This is a genomic window from Amycolatopsis stemonae (assembly GCF_054781455.1).
The window spans coordinates 278983-298758 of sequence record NZ_BAAGUJ010000003.1; the positions used below are offsets into that span (position 1 = coordinate 278983).

Genomic DNA, 19776 nt, shown 5'->3' on the forward strand with positions numbered 1-19776 from the left:
CACCTCGCTGACGCTCGGCGCCTGCTGAGCACAAAGCGCTGTGTTGAATGGTTCGCTCGCAAGCTCGCTCACGCGGCGGCTCCTTCACTGGCCAGGAGGTGGTAGAGGACCGCCATGCGCACGTGGACGCCGTTGCGGACCTGTTCGGTGATGGCCGAGGCCGGGGAGTCGGCGACCGCGCTCGCGATCTCCATCCCGCGCAGCATCGGGCCGGGGTGCAGGACGACCGCGTGCTCCGGCAGCAGCTTCTGCCGCTTTTCCGAGAGTCCGTAGGCGATCGAGTACTCCCGCGCGGAAGGGAAGAAACCTCCGTGCATCCGCTCGGCCTGCACACGCAGCATCATCACCGCGTCGACCGCGGGCAGTTCGGCGTCGAGGTCGTGCGAGACGGTGACCGGCAGGCTCTCGACGCCATAGGGCAGCAGCGTCGGCGGCGCGACCAGGACCACTTCGGCGCCGAGGGCGGCGAGCAGGTGGATGTTCGAGCGGGCCACCCGGCTGTGCAGGACGTCCCCGACGATCGCGATCCGGCGGTCCTTGAGCGAGCCCAGGCGTTCCCGCAGCGTGGCCGCGTCGAGCAGCGCCTGCGTCGGGTGCTCGTGGGTGCCGTCGCCGGCGTTGACCACCGAGGTGCCGGGCTCGGCCAGCCACTCCGAGAGCCGCTGGGCGGCGCCGCTGGCGGGGTGCCGGACGATCACGCAGTCGGCGCCCGCGGCGGCCAGCGTCAAGGCGGTGTCCCGCAGGGATTCGCCCTTGTTGACCGAGGAGCTGGACGCCGAGACGTTGATCACGTCCGCGCTCATCCACTTCCCGGCGATCTCGAACGACACCCGCGTGCGCGTCGAGTTCTCGTAGAACAGGGTGATCACCGTGCGGCCGCGCAGCGTCGGCAGCTTCTTGACCTCGCGGCCGAGCAGCGTGTGCTTGAGCTCGTCGGCGGTGTCGAGCACGGCGGTGGCCAGCGCCGGGTCGAGCCCGTCGGTGGCGAGCAGGTGCTTCACGAGTCTTCTCCAGGGGCTTCGGCCGTGCCGTTTTCCGAGGGGCGCAGCAGGACCGCGTCGCGGCCGTCGATCTCGGCAAGCAGGACGGACACGCCCTCCGAGCGGGCGGTCGGGACGTTCTTGCCCACGTAGTCGGCGCGGATCGGCAGCTCACGGTGACCCCGGTCGACCAGGACCGCCAGCTGCACGGCGCGCGGGCGGCCGTGATCACGGAGGGCATCGAGCGCGGCCCGGATCGTGCGGCCGGAGAAGAGCACGTCGTCGACCAGGATCACCACCCGGTCGTCGATGCCGTCGGCGGGCAGCTGCGTCTGTTCGAGCGCGCGCGGCGGGCGGCGGCGGAGGTCGTCCCGGTACAGGGTGACGTCGAGGGCGCCGGTCGGCGGCCGGACCCCGGAGAACTCGCCGATCTTGTCGGCCAGCCGGGCGGCCAGCGGCGTGCCGCGGCTGGGGATCCCGAGCAACACGGGCGGGGTAGTGCTCTCCGCACCGTTCGCGGTCTTTTCGATGACCTGATGGGCCATTCGGGCGATCGTGCGCGCGACATCGCCGGCCGTCAGGAGCTCGCGCTCCCCGGCCGAACCAGCCGCGCCACGCGGACGTGACGACAAACCGGACTCCTTCCCCGCCTCGCCGGACGGGTCCTTAAAGGACGTCTGTTCCCCTGCTGGTCGGGGCTTTCGCACCGACAGTAGCAGGCACTTTGCTCAGTCTTACGGGTGGTGTGGCGTGATTCGCGGCAAGCTTCTGCTTGACCTGGTGACAACAATGCGTAACCATTACTCTGAGTATTCGACTCGAAGAGTCCCCTGGACCGGTCACCCCGACCGGGAAGGGGGTGGAGAACGGAGAACGACCAGATGGGCGATTACGCCAAGGCGCTCGGGGCCAAGCTCCGCGGGATCCGCCAGCAGCAGGGCCTGTCCCTGCACGGGGTCGAGCAGAAGTCCGGTGGGCGCTGGAAGGCCGTCGTCGTCGGCTCTTACGAGCGTGGCGACCGTGCCGTCACCGTGCAGAAGCTGGCCGAGCTGGCCGACTTCTACGGCGTGCCGGTGGTCGAGCTGCTGCCCGAGGGCCGGGTCCCCTCCGGTGCGGAGCCCGCCACCAAGATCGTGATCAACCTCGAGCGCCTGCAGCAGCTGCCGGCCGAAAAGGTGGGCCCGCTGGCCCGCTACGCGGCGACGATCCAGAGCCAGCGCGGCGACTACAACGGCAAGGTGCTCTCGATCCGCACCGAGGACCTGCGGTCCCTGGCGATCATCTACGACATGACCCCGGGCGAGCTCACCGAGCAGCTCATCGACTGGGGTGTGCTCCCGCCGGAGGCACGGCCGTCCAAGGAAGACTGATCCGCGTGTGTGCTGCGCCGACGAAGTGAGCGTTCCCGGTGGGGCACCGGAGACGCTCACTGAGTTCGTCGGGGGGCTCGCAGCAGACGATTTTCAGAGCACCGCGCGCAGGCGGTCGGCGATCGTGCCGATCCGGCCGAGCACGCCGTTGACGAACCGCGGCGAGTCGTCCGTGGACAGTTCCTTCGCCAGGCCGACGGCCTCGTCGATCGCGACCGGGTCCGGCACGTCCTCGGCCCAGAGCAGCTCGTAGACCCCGACCCGCAGCACCGCGAGGTCGACCTTCGGCATCCGCTCCAGGGTCCAGCCCTGCGCGTGCTCGGCCAGCAGCTCGTCGATCTGCGTCTTCCGCCCGGTCACGCCCTCGACCAGGCTGATCGTGTAGTCCGCGATGGGGTCGACGTCCGTCGCGCCCACGCGGTCGGCCAGCAGCGTCACCGCGTCGGTGTCGCGCTGCGCGGCCTCGTACAGCATTTCCACCGCCCGGCGGCGCGCCTGCCTGCGGCTGATCGCGCCGCCGCGGTTCGGGTGGGGTTTGGAAGTCGGCATCAGCTGGAGACGCGGCCCAGGTAACGGCCGTCGCGGGTGTCGACCTTGATCTTCTCGCCGGTGGACAGGAACAGCGGGACCTGGATCTCCGCGCCCGTCTCCAGCGTCGCCGGCTTGGTGCCCCCGGTCGAGCGGTCGCCCTGCAGGCCCGGGTCGGTGTGCTGGATGACGATCTCGACCGAGGTCGGGAGCTCGACGTACAGGGGCTCGTTCTCGTGCACCGCGACCTGGACCTCGGTGTTCTCGAGCATGTAGTTGGCGTTGTCGCCGACGACCTCGGCCGGGACCGTGATCTGGTCGTAGGTGTCACCGTCCATGAAGACGAAGTCGGCGCCGTCCTTGTACAGGTAGGTCATGTTCCGGCGGTCGACCGTGGCCGTCTCGACCTTCGTGCCCGCGTTGAACGTCTTGTCGACCACCTTGCCGGTGAGCACGTGCTTGAGCGTCGTGCGCACGAAGGCACCGCCCTTGCCGGGCTTGACGTGCTGGAACGCGGTGACGGTCCACAGCTGGCCCTCGAGGTTGAGGACGAGCCCGTTCTTCAGGTCGTTGGTGGTGGCCACGAGCTTGCAGTCTCCTGTGTCGATCTACGGTTCGCGGCCGCTGTCAGACGACCACGAGGTTCTTGGTGCTCAGGGTGAGGAGTTCGGGCTCCCCAGCCCGCACGACGAGCGTGTCCTCGATGCGCACGCCACCGCGCCCCGCGAGGTAGACGCCGGGCTCGACGGTGACCGCCATACCGGCGGCCAGTGTACCGACGCCCGTCGCGGCGAAGCTGGGTGCCTCGTGAATCTGCAGGCCGACGCCGTGCCCGAGGCCGTGGGCGAAGTGCTCGCCGTGGCCCGCGTCCGCGATCACCTTCCGCGCCGCGGCGTCCACATCGGACACCTCGGCGCCCGGGACGACGGCGTCGACCCCGGCCGCCTGGGCGGCGTGCACGAGGTCGTACACCTCCCGCTGCCAGTCCGCGGGCTCGCCGAGGACGAAGGTGCGGGTCATGTCGGAGTGGTAGCCGTCGACGGTCGCGCCGAAGTCCAGCTTGACGAAGTCGCCGCGCTTCAGCTCGGCGTGCGTGGGCTGGTGGTGCGGGATCGCCGAGTGCGCGCCGGCGGCGATGATGGAGGCGAAGCTGGGCTCCTGCGAGCCGTGCTCCAGCATCCGGTTCTCCAGGTCACGGGCGATTTCCAGCTCGGTCCGCCCGGGCCGCAGCCCGCCGGCGGCGAGCAGGTCGTCGAGCGCCCGGTCGGCGGCCGCGCACGCCTGGCGCAGCGCGTCGATCTCCGCCTCGTCCTTGACCTCGCGCAGCCGCTCGATCAGGCCGGGCGTGCGTTCGAGGGCGACTTCCTTTTTGAGGGCTTCGTACTCCTCGACGCTGACGTGCTGGCTCTCGAAACCGACGCGGCCGTAGGTCTTGGCGTCCTTCGCGGCCTTGGCGACGAGGGCGGCAGCGCTGGCCCGGTCGACGACCTTGTCGAGGTCGGGCACCTCGGCGGCGGACTGCGTGGTGTAGCGGCCGTCGGTGCAGAAGAGCGTCTTCCCGTCGCCTTCGACGTGCAGCAGCACGGCGGCGTTCGAGCCGGTGAACCCGGTCAGGTAGCGGATGTTCAGCAGATCGGTGACCAGCAGCGCGTCGACACCGGCTTCGGTCAGCAGCCCGCGCAGCGCCGCCCGGCGTCGTCCATGGGTTTCAGGCACCGGCACAGCCTAGTGGGCGCTGGTCAAGCAACTCGTCAGTAACCTGGCCTACACTCCGCAGGATGAGCGCTTGGGTGATCCGCGGACTGGCCATGGCGGTGCTGCACGGCGTGGCGCTGACGCTGCTGGCCAAGTACGCGGTGTACCACCCCACGGACCAGACGCTGGTGACGTCGCTGGCCCTGGCGGTCCTGGTGGGCGCGGCGGCGCTGTGGAGCGCCCTGGACGGCTGGCGGGGTCTCCCGGACCGCGGCCGCGCGTGGTTCATCGCGGCCCTGGTGACGGGCGTGGTGTCCGGAATCCTGTACGTGATCGGCCGGGCGGCGTTCGTCGACCAGACGGGCGTGTCGGAACTGGGCGGCGCCTTGACGGGCGGGGCGGCGTTCTCGGCGCTGCTGGTGCTGATCCCGGCAGGGCTCGGGTTGTTCGTCGGCGGCCGGATCGGGCGGTCTTCCGAGCCGGAGGATGAGGAGTCGCCGGAGGCGCCGCCTTCGCCCCGGCCACGGACTACTCCTTCGCCGCGGCCACGCCGGGTTGCGCCGGCCGCCGAGGAGCCTTCGCCTCGGCCGCGTCGCGGGCTTCGGCAGCGGAGCAAGGAAACTCGCGCCTAGATCGCGAGCGGGTTGCTGCGCCGCCAGGCTCAGCGAAACTCGCGCCTCGATCGCGAGCGGGTCCCTGCGCCGCCAGGCTCAGCAAAACTCGCGCCTCGATCGCGAGCGGGTCCCTGCGCCGCCAGGCTCAGCAAAACTCGCGCCTCGATCGCGACCGGGTCCCTGCGCCGCCAGGCTCAGCCGACCGGCGAGGACCCGCGCGGCCACTGCGCCCCGTTCGCGCGCGCCCCGACCCGCCCTCAGCCCACCAGTGAAGAACCTCGCCCATACGCGTCCCACTGGGCGAGCGGTACCGGGCGGGCCGTCGAGGCGTTGGCCGCCAGGACCACCGGGTCCGGGACCGCCCACAGGCGGCGGTCGTCCAGCACCAGGGCCAGTCCGCGGCCCGGGGCCTGGACCGCCTCGGCCGCCGAGGGCAGGTGCGCCGTCAGTGGCAGCTTCGCCACCTCCGGTGGGGCCTTCTCCAGCAGCTCGCCGGCCAGGGTCGTCGCCACCGCGCGCCGGTCGACCCGGATGCGCTGGCCCGCGCGGACCAGGTCCATCGTGCGCTCCGGCGACGGCATCGTCACGCCGTCGAACGTCTTCGCCAGCCGGTCCGGGTTGGCGCACGCCTGGCTGCCCAGCAGGTCCAGCCCGAACTGGCGCAGGCCCGTCGGCGCGCCGGCGCCGCCGATCGTGGTGGCGCGCACGACGTCGACCGGCACCCGGTCGCACGGCGCGGCCGACGACAGCGGCGCGTGCCCGTCCGCGCGGCGCACCAGCCCCGGCCCTTCCTTCCACGGGCCCGGGATGACGACCGGCTGGTACGGGTTCTCGGTGAAGTCCGCGGTCCAGAACGTCAGCGTGGTCCCGGTGTCGGTCTCGTGCGCGATGACGAACGCGTCGAGCGCGCCCACCCACATCAGGTCCGCGCTGAACCCCTCGACCACCGACCGGCTGCGCGGCGTCGCGGTCGACGCCACCGGCACGAACCCGCCGACGTCCAGGGCCTGCACGCCGGTCGCGAAGCTCGGGTCGTGCGACCGCAGCACGAACTGCCCGGCACCGTTCCAGGCCGCGGCGCGCCCGGTGGTGTCGGTGAACATCAGGTAGAACCAGCCGTCGAGGTACACGGCCGAGGGCTGGCCGGCGCCGTAGACGTTGTCGCGGTGCACGTCGTGCGACGGCCCGAGGATCGGCTTGCCGCCCGCCGCGCGGGTCCAGTGCACGCCGTCGGTGCTGGTCGCGAGCCCGACGGCGTTGCCGAGCGCGTGGTCGCCCGCCGCGCCGGTGTAGTAGAGGTAGTAGGTGGTGCCGACGCGCAGCACCGACGGGTCGCAGGTGTGCATGCCGTCGAACTGCCCGGGCGCGCCGGAGAACACCGCCGCCGGAATCCCGCCACCCGGTCCGGTGAACGGGCCGTCGATCGACTGGGCCTGCGCGTACAGGATGTCGTCGCCCGCCGGGCCGGCGCCGCCGTACTGGCTGCACCACCACATCCGGGTCTGCCCGCGGTCGAGCATCACCGTGGGGCCGTAGTTGTAGACGGCGTCCGCCCCGCCGGCGGCGATCACGCCGCCACTCTGCCGGGGGTCACCCGAAGCGAGCTTGACGTTGTTCGGCCGTGGTGGCGCGGCGCTCTGCCCGCCCGCGATCGCCGGCTTGTCCCCCGCGGCCTGAGGCTGGGCGTAACCCTCGGTGCACCCCGCGACCAGGAGCCCCGCCAGGACACTGGCGAGCAAGGCACGAGCGGGTCGCCGACCCCCACGACGAAACGGGTGCACGACACCGGAGTGTAGCGAGACCTAACCTGTCCGGGTGATGCCACGCCTGGTCGACGGTCCCCCACCCGAGCCTGCTACGGCGGCCCTTCGCCTGGCTGCGGGCAGGCACCTCGCCGCCGCCAAAGCTGAGCCGCCGTCAAAGCGCGGCCGCCGTCAGCGCGGCCGCCGTCAGCGCGGCCGCCGTCAGGGCGCGGGCGGCGGGCCTTCCAGGGCGACCAGTTCGACCTCGAAACCGGCGTCGTTCTCCAGGTAAGCCGCGTAGTGCGCCTCGCCGCCCGCGTGCGGGTAGCGGTCGGCGAACAGCGGGCGCCAGCCGTGGTCGGCCGACCGCGTCGCCAAGTCGTCGACCTCGGCGCGGGTTTTCACGTGCAGCGCCAGGTGGTTCAGTCCCGGGCGCGTGCGCTCGTGGTCCGGCGCGCTCAGCGCGGGCGAGGCTTCCACCACGAGGTACGTCCCGCCGAGCCGCCAGCTGACGCCCGCGGACCAGCGCTGGAACTCCGTCCAGCCGAGCTCGCCGAGCAGCCAGCCCCAGCTCCGCTCGGCCCCGGCGAGGTCCGGCGCCCACAGCTCGATGTGGTGCGCCCGCCCGTGCACCGGCGCGAGGGACACCAGCACGCGGTGCAGGTCGCCGTAGTGGACGCCGCTGCCCACGTCGAGGAAACCCAAGCGCCCGGCCACTTTGCGGCTCGCCGCGTTGTTCTCGTGCACCAGGGCCCAGATCGCCGGGAGCCCGAGCGCGTCGAGGCCGTGGTCGAGCACCGCCCGGGCCGCCTCGGTCGCCAAACCGGAGCCCGCGTGCGCGCTCGCGACGTAGTAGCCCAGCTCGGCCACCCCGCCCGGCAGTTCCGCCGACGGGCGCAGGTGCGCGACGCCGATCACCTCACCGTCGCGCTCGATCGCCCAGTGGCCCTGGCCGGCCGGGCCGCGGTAGGCCAGGCGCCGGTCGACCATCGCGCTCGCCGCGGCCGCGTCGGAGAAGTCCGCGGCGAAGTACCGGCTCATCTCCGGGTCGGAGAACACCTTCACGACCGCTTCGCGGTCGGCCTCGACCAGCTGCCGCAGTGTCAGCCGCGCCGTGGTCAGCGTCGGCAGGCTCATCCCGGGTGTGCGGCGAGCCACCGCAGGGCGAGCGGGTAGCCGTCGACGCCGAGGCCCGCGACCACCGCCGTCGCGATGTCCGACAGCACGCTGTGGTGCCGGAACGCCTCCCGCTTGTGCACGTTCGAGATGTGCAGCTCGATCAGCGGCGCGGACAGCTGCGCCGCGGCGTCGCGCACCGCGATCGAATAGTGCGTCCACGCGCCCGCGTTCAGGACAACCGGGTGGCCGCCGTCCGCGGCTTCGTGCAGCCAGCCGACCATCTCGCCCTCGTGGTCGGTCTGCCGGACCTCGACCTCGATCCCCAGCTCCGCCCCCGTCTTGACGCACAGCGCCGCGAGGTCGTCGTGGGTGGTCGAGCCGTAGACCGACGGCTCGCGCTTGCCGAGCCGCCCGAGATTGGGGCCGTTGAACACGAACGCCTTCACAGCAGCACGCTCCCGCCGGTCTTCGGGGCGTCCGCGGCGATGGCCGAGTACGCGGCCGCCAGCAGCGACGGGTCCGGGCCCTCCAGCCGGCCGGGCTTGCCGAGGCCGTCGAGGACGACGAACCGCAGCACCCCCGAGCGCGTCTTCTTGTCGCCCTTCATGGTTTCCAGCAGTTGGGGCAGCGCGTCGGCGTCGTACGTCGTCGGCAGGCCGAGCAGCTTCAGCACGGCGGCGTGACGCTCGGCGGTGGCGTCGTCGAGCCGCCCGGCCAGCCGCGCCAGCTCGGCGGCGAACACCAGCCCGACGCTCACCGCGGCGCCGTGGCGCCACCGGTAGCGCTCGCGGCGCTCGATGGCGTGACCGAGGGTGTGACCGTAGTTGAGGATCTCCCGCAGGTCCGATTCGCGCAGGTCCGCGGCCACGACGTCGGCCTTGACCTGGATCGAGCGGCGGACCAGCTCGGCCAGGACGTCGCCGGTCGTGTCCACCGCCGCCGCCGGGTCGGCCTCGATCAGCTCGAGGATCCGCGGGTCGGCGATGAAGCCCGTCTTGACGACCTCGGCCATGCCGGCGACGAGCTCGTTCGGCGGCAGCGTCTCCAGCGTGGCGAGGTCGACGAACACCGCGCTCGGCTCGTGGAACACCCCGACGAGGTTCTTGCCCGCGTCGGTGTTGATGCCGGTCTTGCCGCCGACCGCGGCGTCGACCATGCCGAGCAGCGTCGTCGGCACGTTGACCAGCCGGACCCCGCGCATCCACGTGCCGGCGACGAACCCGGCGAGGTCGGTGACGGCGCCGCCGCCGAGCCCGACCACGACACCGCGGCGGTCCAGGCCGATCCGGCCCAGCACCTCCCAGCAGAAGCTGGCGACGGTGAGCGCCTTGCCGTCCTCGGCGTCGGGGATTTCGACGCGGTGCGCGTCGAGACCCGCCGCGATGAGCTCCTCGCGGATCGCCTCGGCCGTGGTGGTCAGCGTCGGCGGGTGGATCAGCGCGATCTTCGACGCGTCCGCGAGCTGGGCGGTGAGGTCGCCGAGCAGGCCGCGGCCGATCACGACGTCGTACGGGTGGGCGGTGGCGACCGGGATGCGCACCGGGTCGGACATCTGCTGGTTCACTCCTTGGCTTCGGCGGGCGCGAGCCGCGCCGCGAGGTCCGCGACGATCTCGGCGGGCGACCGCTCGTCGGTGACGACCTCGACGGTGGCGACCTCGCGGTAGACGGGCACCCGGTCGTCGAGCAGTTTCTTGAACGTGGCGCGGGGGTTCACCCCGGCCAGCAGGGGCCGCGCACCGGACAGGCCGGTGCGCTGCACGCCGGCCGCGAGGCCGACGTTGAGGAACACGACGGTGTGCCCGGCCAGCCGCGCCCGGGTGCCCCGGGTGAGCGGCGCGCCGCCGCCGAGGGAGAGCACGCCCTCGTGCTCGGCCAGCGCCGTGGCGACCGCTTCTTCTTCCAGGGCACGGAATGCCGGTTCGCCGTCCTCGGCGAAGATGTCGGAGATGCTGCGCCCGGCGCGTGCGACGATGTCGTCGTCGCTGTCGCGGAAATCGACGCCGAGCGCCTTCGCGAGCAGCGGCCCGACCGTGCTCTTGCCGGAGCCGGGCGGGCCGACGATCACCGCCCGGGGACTCACCACCGCTCCTCGAGGGCCTTGAGGTACGCCTCGGCGTTGCGCTTGCTCTCGGCCAGCGAGTCGCCGCCGAACTTCTCGAGCGCGGCGTCGGCGAGGACGAGCGCCACGACCGACTCCAGCACGACCCCGGCACGCGGTACCGCGCAGACGTCCGAACGCTGGTGGATGGCAACGGCGGGTTCGCCGGTCTTGACGTCCACAGTGGACAGTGCTTTGGGGACGGTCGAGATCGGCTTCATCGCGACGCGCACCCGCAGCGGCTCGCCGTTGGTGATGCCGCCTTCGAGACCGCCCGCGCGGTTGGACCGGCGGGTGACGCCGACCGGGCCGGTGCCGCGGTCGATCTCGTCGTGCGCCTGGCTGCCCCAGCGGCGGGCGGTGGTGAAGCCGTCACCGACCTCGACGCCCTTCATGGCCTGGACGCCCATGAGCGCGCCGGCGAGCCGGGCGTCGAGCCGGCGGTCCCAGTGGACGTGGGAGCCGAGGCCCGGCGGCAGGCCGTAGGCGAGGACCTCGATGACGCCGCCGACGGTGTCGCCCGCCTTCCGCACGGCGTCGACCTCGGCGACCATCGCGTCGGTGCCCTCCTGGCTGAAGGCGCGCACCGGGCTCTCGTCGATGGCGGCGAGGTCTTCCGGCTTGGGCAGGGGACCTTCGGGGGCGTCGGCCGCGCCGATCGAGACGACGTGGCTGAGGATCTCGACGCCCAGCAGCTGCTTGAGGAAGTTCCGCGCGACGGTGCCGAGCGCGGTCCGCGACGCCGTCTCGCGGGCGCTGGCCCGCTCGAGGACCGGGCGGGCCTCCTCGAAGCCGTACTTCTGCATGCCGGGCAGGTCGGCGTGGCCGGGACGGGGGCGGGTGAGCGGTTCGTTGCGCGCGAGGCCTTCGAGGACCTGCGGGTCGACCGGGTCGGCCGCCATGACCTGCTCCCACTTGGGCCACTCGGCGTTCTCGATCTGGATCGCGACCGGACCGCCCTGGGTGAGGCCGTGGCGGACGCCGCCGAGGAAGTCGATGTGGTCGGTCTCGAAGCCCATCCGCGGGCTGCGCCCGAAGCCGAGGCGGCGCCGGGCGAGCTGGGCGGTGACGTCGGCGGTGGTGACCTCCACCCCGGCGGGCATGCCTTCCAGCACGGCGGCCAGCGCGGGTCCGTGCGATTCACCTGCGGTGATCCAGCGCAACATGGGCTCAATCCTGTCACGGGGGCCGGGCGGGCCCGAAGAGTGTTCCGGTCATGGCGCAGCCGCGAAGAGGGCGCACAGCCAGGTGGCGGCCAGGAGGGCCGGGCCGTGGGGCACGCGGTGGCCGCCGAGCGGACCGGCCGGTGGGTGGGCGGTGGGCCGGGTGGCGGGTCGACGTGGGGCGGGTGGTGGGTCTGTGGCGGGTGCTTCGCGTGGGACGGGCTCGTGCGGGGGTGATGTTGGCTGGGCGACGGCCGGTTCGCACGGGGCCGACGCTGACCGCCCGACCACCGGTTCGCGCGGGGCCGATGCTGGCTGCGCGACGGCCGGTTCGCGCGGGGTCGACGCTGGCCGCCCGGCAGCCGCTTCGCACGGGGCCGACGCTGGCTGCGCGACCGCCGGTTCGCACGAGGCCGACGCTGGCCGCCCGGCAGCCGCTTCGCACGGGGCCGACGCTGGCTGGGCGACCGCCGGTTCGTACGGGGCGGGCAGTGCTCGCGCGGCCGGTCCGGGGCAGGCTTGGGGTGCGCGGCGCCGGGCCCATCTCGACCTGGCGAGGTGTGCCATCGCCAAGGCCAGGGTGAACAGGGCCGCCAGGAGGGGGGCCAGGACGAGCGTGGGCCAGCCGGCCGCACCCAGCACCGCGCCGAGGCTGCCGGAGAGCTTCACGTCTCCCGCGCCGAGGCTGCCCGGCGCCATGCGGTGGACCAGGGCGTGGGCGGCGCCGAACAGCAGTGCACCCACGGCTGCTCGCACGGCGAGTGACGGGCCGCCGCCGCCCAGTGCCGCCGCTCCGATCGCCGCGCCGAACAGGGGGTAGGCGGGCAGCGTGAGGACGTCCGGCAGCCGGAAATGCCGGAGGTCGGCGAGGGTCAATGGGACCGCCACGACCGTCAGGGCCAGCGGTACCGGCAGCCACCAGCTGGGCCAGGCGCCGGTCACGGCGACAGCCGCTGCGCCGAGGGCCGTCAGGACGGCTGTCAGCGGCACCGGGATCGGGGCGTCGGCGCGTTTCAGCAGCGCCGCCGCGAGGGGTGCGGTGGCGGCTGCCGTGGTCGCGATGAGCGTCGGGGCGGTCATGAATCCAGCGTGCTGCGGATGGGCTGAGCAGGGCAAACGCCCAGCGTCGCGAACGGACCGTTCGCTGCGTTCCGGGCCTGTTTTCACTCCTGTGGGCGACGCCGCCCGGACAGATCCAGCCGCGAATGGATCGGCGAAGGGCGCGGACGGCCACCGGCTCAGGTGCTCGAGGAGTCGACACGCGTGATTGGGGGGTCGACACGGAGTGAACCGGGGCGAGGGGTGGCTCGTCCGGGGCCCCCTGCGGCCCGGACGAGCCACCTCTCCTCACAACGTCAGCCGCAGCAAGGCTCTTCCGGTGGTTCCGCCGCGGACCTCCAGTGCTGCCAGGTCCGTGCGCTTCAACGCCGTGCCGATCACGATGCGGGCCGTGTTGTCCGGGACCGCCTTCCACGTCGCCAGCTGGGTCTCGGTGCCCGAGTGCGAGATCGCCACCAGGACATACTCGCCGCTGCTGCGGTCGCCCGTGTAGCTGCACGACATGTCCACCTGCGTGCCCCAGTCGAAGGCCGCCAGGCTGGCGTCCGCGCGGACCGGGAACTCGCCCAGCGCCGTCATCGCCGTGTAAGGCGGCCCGGGAGGCGGAGCCGGCGAAGGTGCCGAAGCCACCACAGCCAGCGCCACGCACGCCGAGACGGCCAGGGCCGCCGAGACGGACGTCACCGTGGTGCGCACCCGGCGGCCGCGGCGGACGCGCCTGAGCACCGCCGGGAGCAGGTCCGGCGGGGGCGGGCCGGCGTCGGGGAGCGCGGGCGGGGCGTCCACCCGAGCCAGCAGCCCCGGCAGCCCCGCCATGTCGCGCACCGAAGCCGCGCACCGGTCGCACGTCCTCAGGTGCGCCTCGAACCGCTGGCGGTCTTCGGGGGACAGCGCCCCGAGCACGTACGCCGCGTCGAACGTCGCGAACGGGTCCTCGCTCACTGGGTCACCCCCCTCTCCTCGAGCACCAGGCGGAGCGCGCGCAACGCGTAGTGCGTGCGCGACTTGACCGTTCCTTCGGCCACGCCCAGCCGCTGTGCCGCGTCCGCTACGGAATAGCCCTGGAAGTAACACAGCACGAGCACCTCGCGGTGCCGTTCCGAAAGTTCCGCCAGCGCCTCGGCGACCAGCCAGCCCTGGACCGCGCGGTCCGTGCCGTCCGCGACCGCGCGCTCCGGCGGCTGGTCGGTCACCACCTCCGAGCGGGCCGACGCCGAGCGCCAGCCGTCGATCGCGATGCGCCGCGCCACCGTGAACAGCCACGCCCGCGCCGAGCCCGTCGACTGGTCCAGCACCGCCGTCGACCGCCAGGCACGCAGCAGCGTCTCCTGGACCACGTCCTCGGCCCGGATCCGGTCGCCCGAGGTCAGGTGGAGCGCGTACGACCACAGGGCCGCGGCGTGCTCCTCGTGGAGCGCGCGCATCAGCGCGTCTTCGGCGACTTCTCCCACGGACTCAGGCCGCGACGCGGCGCCGGTCCTTCACGAACATCAGCGCGAGACCGCCGAGGATGCACACCGACTCGGTGATCACGCCCCAGTACTCCGGCTGGCTGTTGAACTGGTCGTGGTTCCCGGCGAACCCGACGGTCGCGGCGAGCACGTACGCGCCGAGCGTCAGCACGCCGAAACCGACCGCGCCCAGCGCCGGCAGCCAGTGCCGCCAGGCCAGGACCGCGATCGCGAGGACGAGGCCGCCGATCGCGTCGAGCAGGAACAACGGCCCGACGATGCCCGGGTAGTCCTCGGTCCACAGCAAGTAGTGCACCCCCGCCGAGCCCAGCAACGCGGCCGCCACGACGATGCGCAGAACCCATCCCACCATGATCGTTCCTCCATCCACACCCACTCGGGTACATACACGGAACAGAGGCCGGTCGGGTTCACCGCGGATTGAACCGATGCGGTGTCGATCTCGTTGATAAGGGCATGACTGCCGAACTGCACTCCCGCCGCACCGTCCTGACCACGGGTGCCGCCGTCGCCGGTGCCGCCGTCGGCGCCGTCGCGCTCTCCGCCTGCTCTTCGTCCGGCTCGGGGCCGGGCACCGCGCAGGCGCCGATCGCCGCCGGAACGCCGCTGGTCGCCCTCGCCGACGTCCCGGTGGGCCAGGCCAAGGCCGCCAAGGCCCCGGACGGTTCCGACGTCATCGTGTCCCGGCCGTCGGAGTCGGCCTGCGCCGCGTTCAGCGCGATCTGCACGCACCAGGGCTGCACCGTCGCCCCGAAGGGCGCCGACCTGGTCTGCCCGTGCCACGGCTCGGTGTTCAACGCGCTCACCGGCGAGGTCAAGCAGGGCCCGGCGAACAAGCCGCTGCCGAGCGTGCCGGTCAAGGTCGAGAACGGGAAGGTCGTCACCGGCTGACGAGCCGGGCGACGCGATGGGCCCTTGTGGACGGTCGTCCGCAAGGGCCCATCGCGTGACAGGAAGAACTCAGGCGTCCCAGCCGAACAGCCGGTCGCCCGCGGCGACGTCGCGTTCGGTGTCCAAACCGGACAGCACGTCCGCCGACGCGTCCAGCGCGACGACCGGGACGATCGCCGAGTACCCCGCCGCCGTCACCGCTTCCGGGTCCCAGCTGACGATCGGCTGGCCGGCGCGGACCTGCTCGCCCTTGACGACGTGCAGCGTGAAGCCCTCGCCCTTCTCCTTGACCGTGTCGATCCCGAGGTGCACCAGGACGGCCTTGCCGTCCTCGGTCGCGACGACGTAGGCGTGCGGGTGCAGCGTCGCGACGGTGCCGTCGACCGGCGCCACCGCGTCGGAGCGGCCGCCCGCCGGCTGCACCGCGACGCCCGGACCCACCATGGCCTCCGCGAACACCGGGTCCGGGACCTCGGTGATCGGCACCACGCGCCCGGCGACCGGGCTGAGGATCTCCAGGCTCACAGCAGGTCCTCGATGTCGCTGGCGATCGTGTCCGCCTCCGGGCCGACGATGACCTGCAGGGCCGTCGACCCCATCTTGACGACGCCCATGGCGCCGGCCTTCTTCAGCGCCGCTTCGTCGACGAGGCTCATGTCCTCGACCTCGCAGCGCAGCCGCGTGATGCACCCCTCGACCTCGGTCAGATTGCCCGCGCCGCCGAGTGCCGCGAGGATCTTTTCCGGCCTGTCATCCGCCATCGCGGTCTCCTTGATCGCTGTTTGTTCCCAACCTGACGGGAACCGCGTGTCCACCTGTACTACGCCGTTCGTCGGCATGCACCCCGCCGCGGGCCACGAACGGATAACGGTGGTTGACACCCGTCCGCACGGCGGAGCATCCTGCCCCATCAGATCATTGGTCTAGACCGGAACGTACCAATGTTCCGGGCCGGACGCGAGCACCGGTCCCCCGGTGCGAGACAACGAGGAGGGTGACGCCGATGAGCGCGGCCGCGCACGTCCCGCCACCCGACCGGGTCGTCAACGGGCCCACGCCCAAGCACGCCCAGCTGCGGGAGATCCTCCGCCGCACGGTGGAACGGGAGCTCCCGCCCGGCGCGCCGATCCCGTCGGAACGCGAGCTCGCCCAGCGCTACGGCGTGTCGCGGCTCACGGTCAGATCGGCGATCGGCAAGCTGGTCGAGGAGGGCCTGCTCGCCCGGGTGCGCGGCAAGGGCACCTTCACCGCCGCCCGGCGGATGGAGCTGCAGCTCTACCTGATGTCGTTCACCGACGACATGCGGCGGCGGGGGCTGACCCCGACGACCGAGGTGGTCTCCGCGGCCACCGAGGTCCCGCCGACCGCTTCGGCGCACGCCCTCGGCCTGTCCGAGGGCGCTTCCGCACACCACCTCGTGCGGTTGCGCCACGCCGACGGCGTACCCCTGGCCGTCGAGCGCGGCTGGTACCACGCGGGCCGGGCTCCCGGCCTGCTCGAGCTCGACCTGACCCAGTCCATCTACGCGCAGCTGGCCGAGACGTACGGTGTGCGTCCCGACCGGGCGTGGCAGACGGTCTGGGCCGAAGGAGCGGACCGCGAGACGGCCCGGCTGCTCGGCATGCGCGCCGGCAGTCCCCTGCTCGTGTTCCGCCGGGTCTCCAGCGCAGGCGGCGACCCGATCGAAGACATCACGTCCTGGTACCGGGGAGATCACTACCAGGTGACCATGCAGTTGGACCGGAACACCCCGGAACCCGGTCAACCACCCCACTATGGAGGTTCCAGATGAGCACCACCACCGCGGAGGGGGCGAAGAAGGGCGGCGGCGGCCTCGCCGGTCTTCAGCGCTTCGGCCGCAGCCTCATGCTGCCGATCGCCACCCTCCCGGCCGCCGGCCTGCTCAGCCGGCTGGGCCAGCCGGACGTCCTCGGTTCGGACGGCCTGGGCTGGGACAAGGTCGCCGACGTCGTCGGCGCGGCAGGCGGCGGCCTGTTCGACTGGCTCCCGCTGCTGTTCGCGATCGGTATCGCGGTCGGCTTCGCCCGCAAGGGTGACGGCTCCACGGCGGTCGCCGCGGCCGTCGGCTGGGTCGTGTTCAACAAGGTCATCCAGGCCATCGCGCCGATCAAGAGCCAGGAAGGCTACAAGCCCGGCTGGGACCTGGCCCCGATCCACTGGCCGTACAGCGTCCTGACCGGCATCGTCTCCGGCATCGTCGCGGCGCTGCTGTGGCAGCGGTTCTACCGGATCAAGCTGCCCGCGTGGCTGGCCTTCTTCGGTGGCCGCCGGTTCGTGCCGATCATCACCGCCTTCTCGATGATCATCCTGGGTGTCGTCTTCGGCATCGTGTTCAAGTGGGTCGACGCGGGCATCCACAACATCGGCGAGGTCGTCGTCGGTTCCCCGGTGGTCGGTGGCGGCATCTACGGTTTCCTGAACCGCCTGCTCATCCCGGTCGGTCTGCACCAGCTGCTGAACGTCCCGATGTGGTTCATCTTCAACGGCGGCGACCTGACCAACTTCTTCAACCACGTGCAGGGCTCGGGCACGTTCATGACCGGGTTCTTCCCGATCTTCATGTTCGCCCTGCCCGCCGCCGCGCTCGCGATCTGGCAGACCGCCCGCCCGGCGCAGAAGAAGGTCGTCGGCGGTGTGATGATCGCGGCCGCGCTGACCTCGTTCATCACCGGTGTCACCGAGCCGATCGAGTTCTCGTTCATGTTCGTGGCGTGGCCGCTGTACATCTTCCACGCGGTCATGACCGGCCTCACGCTCGCGCTGGTGAACGCCCTGGGCATCAAGCTCGGCTTCTCGTTCTCCGGGGGCGCGATCGACTTCGCGCTCAACTCGAGCCTGGACACGGCGCACAAGGCGTGGCTGCTCATCCCGATCGGCCTCGTCCTGGCGGTGATCTACTACTTCGTGTTCCGGATCGTGATCACGAAGTGGAACCTGCGCACCCCGGGCCGCGAGGACGACTCGATCGAGGCGGACCTCGAGCGGACCTCCGCGAAGTAACATCAGCACCGACGTAACCCCGTTAGAGAGGACGAACATGCCGGAGAAACGCGTCGCCGTGGCGAGCAAGGTGGGTCTGCACGCCAGGCCGGCCGCGCTGGTGGCGAAGGCGGCCGCGGCGCAGCCCGTCGCGGTGCAGATCGCCAAGGCCGGCGGGAGCCCGGTGGCCGCCGGCAGCGTGCTCAACCTGATGACGCTCGCCGCCGGGTACGGCGACGAGGTCGTCATCAGCGCCGAGGGCGAGGGTGCCGAGGAGGCCGTGGAAGCGGTCGCCCAGCTCGTCGCCACCGACCTCGACGCCTGACAAACCCGCGAAGGCCTTCGCACCGGTCCCCGACACCGGTGCGAAGGCCTTCACGGCGTTCAGGCCACGTATTCGGCGCGCAGCCGCGACGCCGCGAAGAACACGTCGTTCCAATGCTCGGACAGCTCGAGGTACTCCTCGGCCGTCTCGTCGCCGACCGCGTGCCTCAGCTGCAGGGCGATGAGCGCGTCCAGGTGCCGCCCTGCCGGGTCGAGGCCGCTGCCGCCGACCGCTTCGGCGTCCTTGCGCAGCGCGACCGTCCGGAGCAGGGACCGGCGGGTCACCGCACCGCCGATCACCTCGAACATCGAGCGGAAGTAATGCGCGTCCGGGCTCTCGCCGCCGCCGATCCGGTCCAGCTCGGCACAGCAGCCGAGGACCGCGGGCCGGTCTCCGAGCGCGACGAGCGCTTGACCCCAGCAGCACAGGGCACTCCGGTAGTAGTCCGCGGCCGTCCGCCGGTCGCCGTGCCGCAGCGGGGCGCCGACCAGGCGGCGCAGCTCGCCGAGCAGCTCCGCGATCCGGGCCCGGCCCAGCACCGGCAGGCCGTCCCGGAGCGTGAAGAAGAGCCACCGCGGGTTGTCCGGTTCGGCCGTGGTCGCCTGCCGCAGCAGGGCCAGGTTCCGGTTCCGTTTGTCCTTCGCCGCGGCCACGGACCGCCGATACCCGTCGTGCCGGAACTCGACGTCGAACGGCACGACTTCCACCGATTCCGGTGTCTCCCCGGCGAGGTAGGGATATTCGTGGACGGCCCCCCGGAACCGGACGGCACCGCCGGCGCGCAGAATACGGGGAATCGGCTCGGAATGTTCGCCGCGTTCTTCGTCCCGGATCCGCGGCGCGAACACGATACGGCCTGGGTCGCGGTCCGACACGGCTACCCCGAGTCGGGCGGTCAGGGACGCTTCGCGTGTTTCGGCGAGCCATTCGTCGGCGTCGACGAAAACAACCCATCCCTCGCCCGCGACGTCGATCGCCGCGTTCCGGGCTCGAGCGAACGAGCCGCGCCACGGCACGTCGATCCGTTCGACCCCGCGCGCCGCGTACGTGTCCACGATTTCCCGGGTCCGGTCCCCCGAACCCGTGTCCAGCACGAGAATCCGGTCGAACCCCCGGCCGGAGACGCTGTCCAGGCAACGCCCGATGCAGCGCTCTTCGTCGCGCGCCAAGATCGCGACCGTCGTCGGACCACCGTGCATCAGCACTCCCCCGCCCGCCCTCGCCCGCCCGCGAAGTGCGGTGGGCGCGAAGAAGCGCCCACCGCACCGATTCGCGTCGTCAGGCGCAGGACTCCTTGCGACCGAGGTTGCTCGCCCCGCCGCAGCCGAAGTACGTGGCTTCGAAGACGTAGCACTGCAACGCCTGGTTGGGCGAATAGGTGTACTGGTAGTCGTAGACCACCTGGGCGATCCCGCAGCCCTTGGCGTGGTCGTGCGGAACGTGGTCGGGCTCGAAACAGCTGTCGACGGATTCGGCGCCCGCCGGCCGCGTCGGCGTGCTCGCGTCGGCGGTCGACGCGAACGCCGTCAGCAGCGAGGCACCGGCCAGCACGGTGGCCGCTCCCGTTCCCACCCGTCCCATCACCTTTTTGCCGCGGCCGCTCCGCGAATCCTCCGAGAGAGCGGCTTCGATCCGATCGAGAAACTCCACGCGGTCATCCATGACAAATCCCCTCGTCCACCCGATGAATCAGGAATCCCACGAGAACGACCTGGCTC

General features: G+C 72.1%; 25 protein-coding genes. 6 read left to right on the forward strand and 19 right to left on the reverse strand.

Annotated features, from left to right (window positions below):
* Positions 1–68: 68 nt before the first annotated feature.
* The gene (locus ACYVLJ_RS13095) at positions 69–1001 is read right to left on the reverse strand and encodes an aspartate carbamoyltransferase catalytic subunit (RefSeq protein WP_257919268.1); all 933 of its coding nucleotides are present in this window, start codon (positions 999–1001) and stop codon (positions 69–71) included.
* Complete coding sequence (gene pyrR, locus ACYVLJ_RS13100) at positions 998–1612, reverse strand: bifunctional pyr operon transcriptional regulator/uracil phosphoribosyltransferase PyrR (RefSeq protein ID WP_451975407.1); 615 nt, start codon at positions 1610–1612, stop codon at positions 998–1000. The genes ACYVLJ_RS13095 and pyrR overlap by 4 nt, the downstream gene beginning before the upstream one ends.
* A 249-nt stretch (positions 1613–1861) precedes the next feature.
* Between pyrR and bldD the strand changes: the two genes are divergently transcribed.
* Positions 1862–2350, forward strand: coding sequence for a transcriptional regulator BldD (gene bldD / locus ACYVLJ_RS13105; RefSeq protein ID WP_003096372.1), 489 nt, complete (start codon positions 1862–1864; stop codon positions 2348–2350).
* A gap of 93 nt (positions 2351–2443) precedes the next feature.
* Here bldD and nusB read toward each other — a convergent pair whose 3' ends face one another.
* The 3 genes from nusB to ACYVLJ_RS13120 are packed head-to-tail and all read right to left on the reverse strand — an operon-like array spanning position 2444 to position 4594.
* Positions 2444–2899 (reverse strand): transcription antitermination factor NusB, encoded by a 456-nt coding sequence (gene nusB, locus ACYVLJ_RS13110; RefSeq protein ID WP_091308410.1) that lies wholly within the window; start codon positions 2897–2899, stop codon positions 2444–2446.
* Positions 2899–3462 (reverse strand): elongation factor P, encoded by a 564-nt coding sequence (efp, locus tag ACYVLJ_RS13115; RefSeq protein WP_086856368.1) that lies wholly within the window; start codon positions 3460–3462, stop codon positions 2899–2901. Before efp ends, nusB begins: the two co-directional genes overlap by 1 nt.
* A gap of 43 nt (positions 3463–3505) precedes the next feature.
* A complete protein-coding gene (locus tag ACYVLJ_RS13120) occupies positions 3506–4594 on the reverse strand; it encodes a M24 family metallopeptidase (RefSeq protein ID WP_460438824.1) in 1089 nt (362 codons plus the stop codon).
* A 92-nt stretch (positions 4595–4686) separates the two neighbouring features.
* Between ACYVLJ_RS13120 and ACYVLJ_RS13125 the strand changes: the two genes are divergently transcribed.
* A complete protein-coding gene (locus ACYVLJ_RS13125) occupies positions 4687–5205 on the forward strand; it encodes a B-4DMT family transporter (RefSeq protein WP_460439129.1) in 519 nt (172 codons plus the stop codon).
* 239 nt (positions 5206–5444) lie between these two features.
* Here the strand turns inward: ACYVLJ_RS13125 and ACYVLJ_RS13130 are convergent, their stop codons facing one another.
* From ACYVLJ_RS13130 to ACYVLJ_RS13175, 10 genes are all read right to left on the reverse strand, one after another.
* A complete protein-coding gene (locus ACYVLJ_RS13130; RefSeq protein ID WP_460438825.1) occupies positions 5445–6926 on the reverse strand; it encodes a glycoside hydrolase family protein in 1482 nt (493 codons plus the stop codon).
* Between the two features lie 225 nt (positions 6927–7151).
* Positions 7152–8066: a GNAT family N-acetyltransferase gene (locus ACYVLJ_RS13135; protein ID WP_460438826.1), complete on the reverse strand. Its 915-nt coding sequence runs from the start codon at positions 8064–8066 to the stop codon at positions 7152–7154.
* Entirely contained in the window at positions 8063–8494 is a 432-nt protein-coding gene (gene aroQ, locus ACYVLJ_RS13140; protein WP_451975395.1) for a type II 3-dehydroquinate dehydratase, read from the reverse strand. The genes ACYVLJ_RS13135 and aroQ overlap by 4 nt, the downstream gene beginning before the upstream one ends.
* Positions 8491–9600 carry a 3-dehydroquinate synthase gene (gene aroB, locus ACYVLJ_RS13145; protein ID WP_451975392.1) on the reverse strand — a complete coding sequence of 370 codons (1110 nt, stop codon included), beginning with the start codon at positions 9598–9600 and terminating at the stop codon, positions 8491–8493. The genes aroQ and aroB overlap by 4 nt, the downstream gene beginning before the upstream one ends.
* Before the next feature lie 8 nt (positions 9601–9608).
* Positions 9609–10130 carry a shikimate kinase gene (locus ACYVLJ_RS13150; protein WP_451975389.1) on the reverse strand — a complete coding sequence of 174 codons (522 nt, stop codon included), beginning with the start codon at positions 10128–10130 and terminating at the stop codon, positions 9609–9611.
* Positions 10127–11314, reverse strand: coding sequence for a chorismate synthase (gene aroC / locus ACYVLJ_RS13155; protein ID WP_451975387.1), 1188 nt, complete (start codon positions 11312–11314; stop codon positions 10127–10129). The genes ACYVLJ_RS13150 and aroC overlap by 4 nt, the downstream gene beginning before the upstream one ends.
* Positions 11315–11362: 48 nt before the next feature.
* Complete coding sequence (locus ACYVLJ_RS13160; protein WP_460438827.1) at positions 11363–12391, reverse strand: A24 family peptidase; 1029 nt, start codon at positions 12389–12391, stop codon at positions 11363–11365.
* Positions 12392–12658: 267 nt separating this feature from the next.
* Complete coding sequence (locus ACYVLJ_RS13165) at positions 12659–13312, reverse strand: anti-sigma factor family protein (RefSeq protein WP_460438828.1); 654 nt, start codon at positions 13310–13312, stop codon at positions 12659–12661.
* Entirely contained in the window at positions 13309–13821 is a 513-nt protein-coding gene (locus ACYVLJ_RS13170; protein ID WP_451975378.1) for a sigma-70 family RNA polymerase sigma factor, read from the reverse strand. The genes ACYVLJ_RS13165 and ACYVLJ_RS13170 overlap by 4 nt, the downstream gene beginning before the upstream one ends.
* A 4-nt stretch (positions 13822–13825) precedes the next feature.
* Complete coding sequence (locus ACYVLJ_RS13175) at positions 13826–14194, reverse strand: hypothetical protein (RefSeq protein ID WP_451975376.1); 369 nt, start codon at positions 14192–14194, stop codon at positions 13826–13828.
* A gap of 104 nt (positions 14195–14298) precedes the next feature.
* On the opposite strand from ACYVLJ_RS13175, the gene ACYVLJ_RS13180 reads away from it, so the two are divergent.
* Positions 14299–14733, forward strand: coding sequence for a QcrA and Rieske domain-containing protein (locus ACYVLJ_RS13180; protein ID WP_451975373.1), 435 nt, complete (start codon positions 14299–14301; stop codon positions 14731–14733).
* 69 nt (positions 14734–14802) lie between these two features.
* Here ACYVLJ_RS13180 and ACYVLJ_RS13185 read toward each other — a convergent pair whose 3' ends face one another.
* Positions 14803–15258 (reverse strand): PTS sugar transporter subunit IIA, encoded by a 456-nt coding sequence (locus ACYVLJ_RS13185; protein ID WP_451975370.1) that lies wholly within the window; start codon positions 15256–15258, stop codon positions 14803–14805.
* Positions 15255–15644: a glucose PTS transporter subunit EIIB gene (locus tag ACYVLJ_RS13190; protein ID WP_460438829.1), complete on the reverse strand. Its 390-nt coding sequence runs from the start codon at positions 15642–15644 to the stop codon at positions 15255–15257. The genes ACYVLJ_RS13185 and ACYVLJ_RS13190 overlap by 4 nt, the downstream gene beginning before the upstream one ends.
* Positions 15645–15736: 92 nt before the next feature.
* Between ACYVLJ_RS13190 and ACYVLJ_RS13195 the strand changes: the two genes are divergently transcribed.
* From ACYVLJ_RS13195 to ACYVLJ_RS13205, 3 genes are read left to right on the forward strand one after another with little or no spacing between them, the layout of a single operon-like run.
* A complete protein-coding gene (locus ACYVLJ_RS13195) occupies positions 15737–16525 on the forward strand; it encodes a GntR family transcriptional regulator (RefSeq protein WP_451975364.1) in 789 nt (262 codons plus the stop codon).
* Entirely contained in the window at positions 16522–17754 is a 1233-nt protein-coding gene (locus ACYVLJ_RS13200; protein WP_460438830.1) for a PTS transporter subunit IIBC family protein, read from the forward strand. Before ACYVLJ_RS13195 ends, ACYVLJ_RS13200 begins: the two co-directional genes overlap by 4 nt.
* Positions 17755–17791: 37 nt before the next feature.
* The gene (locus tag ACYVLJ_RS13205) at positions 17792–18058 is read left to right on the forward strand and encodes an HPr family phosphocarrier protein (RefSeq protein WP_013224593.1); all 267 of its coding nucleotides are present in this window, start codon (positions 17792–17794) and stop codon (positions 18056–18058) included.
* Between the two features lie 59 nt (positions 18059–18117).
* On the opposite strand, the gene ACYVLJ_RS13210 is transcribed toward ACYVLJ_RS13205, so the two are convergent.
* On the reverse strand, positions 18118–19257 hold the full coding sequence (locus tag ACYVLJ_RS13210; RefSeq protein ID WP_460438831.1) for a glycosyltransferase family protein: 1140 nt from the start codon (positions 19255–19257) through the stop codon (positions 18118–18120).
* Between the two features lie 79 nt (positions 19258–19336).
* Positions 19337–19630 (reverse strand): hypothetical protein, encoded by a 294-nt coding sequence (locus tag ACYVLJ_RS13215; RefSeq protein ID WP_460438832.1) that lies wholly within the window; start codon positions 19628–19630, stop codon positions 19337–19339.
* Positions 19631–19776: the final 146 nt, after the last annotated feature.

Excerpts from the sequence above, each read along its gene's own strand:
- bldD (WP_003096372.1), top strand. The coding sequence starts at position 1,862 with ATGGGCGATTACGCCAAGGCGCTCGGGGCCAAGCTCCGCGGGATCCGC.
- nusB (WP_091308410.1), bottom strand. The coding sequence starts at position 2,899 with ATGCCGACTTCCAAACCCCACCCGAACCGCGGCGGCGCGATCAGCCGC.
- ACYVLJ_RS13125 (WP_460439129.1), top strand. The coding sequence starts at position 4,687 with ATGGCGGTGCTGCACGGCGTGGCGCTGACGCTGCTGGCCAAGTACGCG.
- ACYVLJ_RS13135 (WP_460438826.1), bottom strand. The coding sequence starts at position 8,066 with ATGAGCCTGCCGACGCTGACCACGGCGCGGCTGACACTGCGGCAGCTG.
- aroB (WP_451975392.1), bottom strand. The coding sequence starts at position 9,600 with ATGTCCGACCCGGTGCGCATCCCGGTCGCCACCGCCCACCCGTACGAC.
- aroC (WP_451975387.1), bottom strand. The coding sequence starts at position 11,314 with ATGTTGCGCTGGATCACCGCAGGTGAATCGCACGGACCCGCGCTGGCC.
- ACYVLJ_RS13160 (WP_460438827.1), bottom strand. The coding sequence starts at position 12,391 with ATGACCGCCCCGACGCTCATCGCGACCACGGCAGCCGCCACCGCACCC.
- ACYVLJ_RS13175 (WP_451975376.1), bottom strand. The coding sequence starts at position 14,194 with ATGGTGGGATGGGTTCTGCGCATCGTCGTGGCGGCCGCGTTGCTGGGC.
- ACYVLJ_RS13180 (WP_451975373.1), top strand. The coding sequence starts at position 14,299 with ATGACTGCCGAACTGCACTCCCGCCGCACCGTCCTGACCACGGGTGCC.
- ACYVLJ_RS13190 (WP_460438829.1), bottom strand. The coding sequence starts at position 15,644 with ATGGGGCAGGATGCTCCGCCGTGCGGACGGGTGTCAACCACCGTTATC.
- ACYVLJ_RS13195 (WP_451975364.1), top strand. The coding sequence starts at position 15,737 with ATGAGCGCGGCCGCGCACGTCCCGCCACCCGACCGGGTCGTCAACGGG.
- ACYVLJ_RS13200 (WP_460438830.1), top strand. The coding sequence starts at position 16,522 with ATGAGCACCACCACCGCGGAGGGGGCGAAGAAGGGCGGCGGCGGCCTC.
- ACYVLJ_RS13205 (WP_013224593.1), top strand. The coding sequence starts at position 17,792 with ATGCCGGAGAAACGCGTCGCCGTGGCGAGCAAGGTGGGTCTGCACGCC.
- ACYVLJ_RS13210 (WP_460438831.1), bottom strand. The coding sequence starts at position 19,257 with ATGCACGGTGGTCCGACGACGGTCGCGATCTTGGCGCGCGACGAAGAG.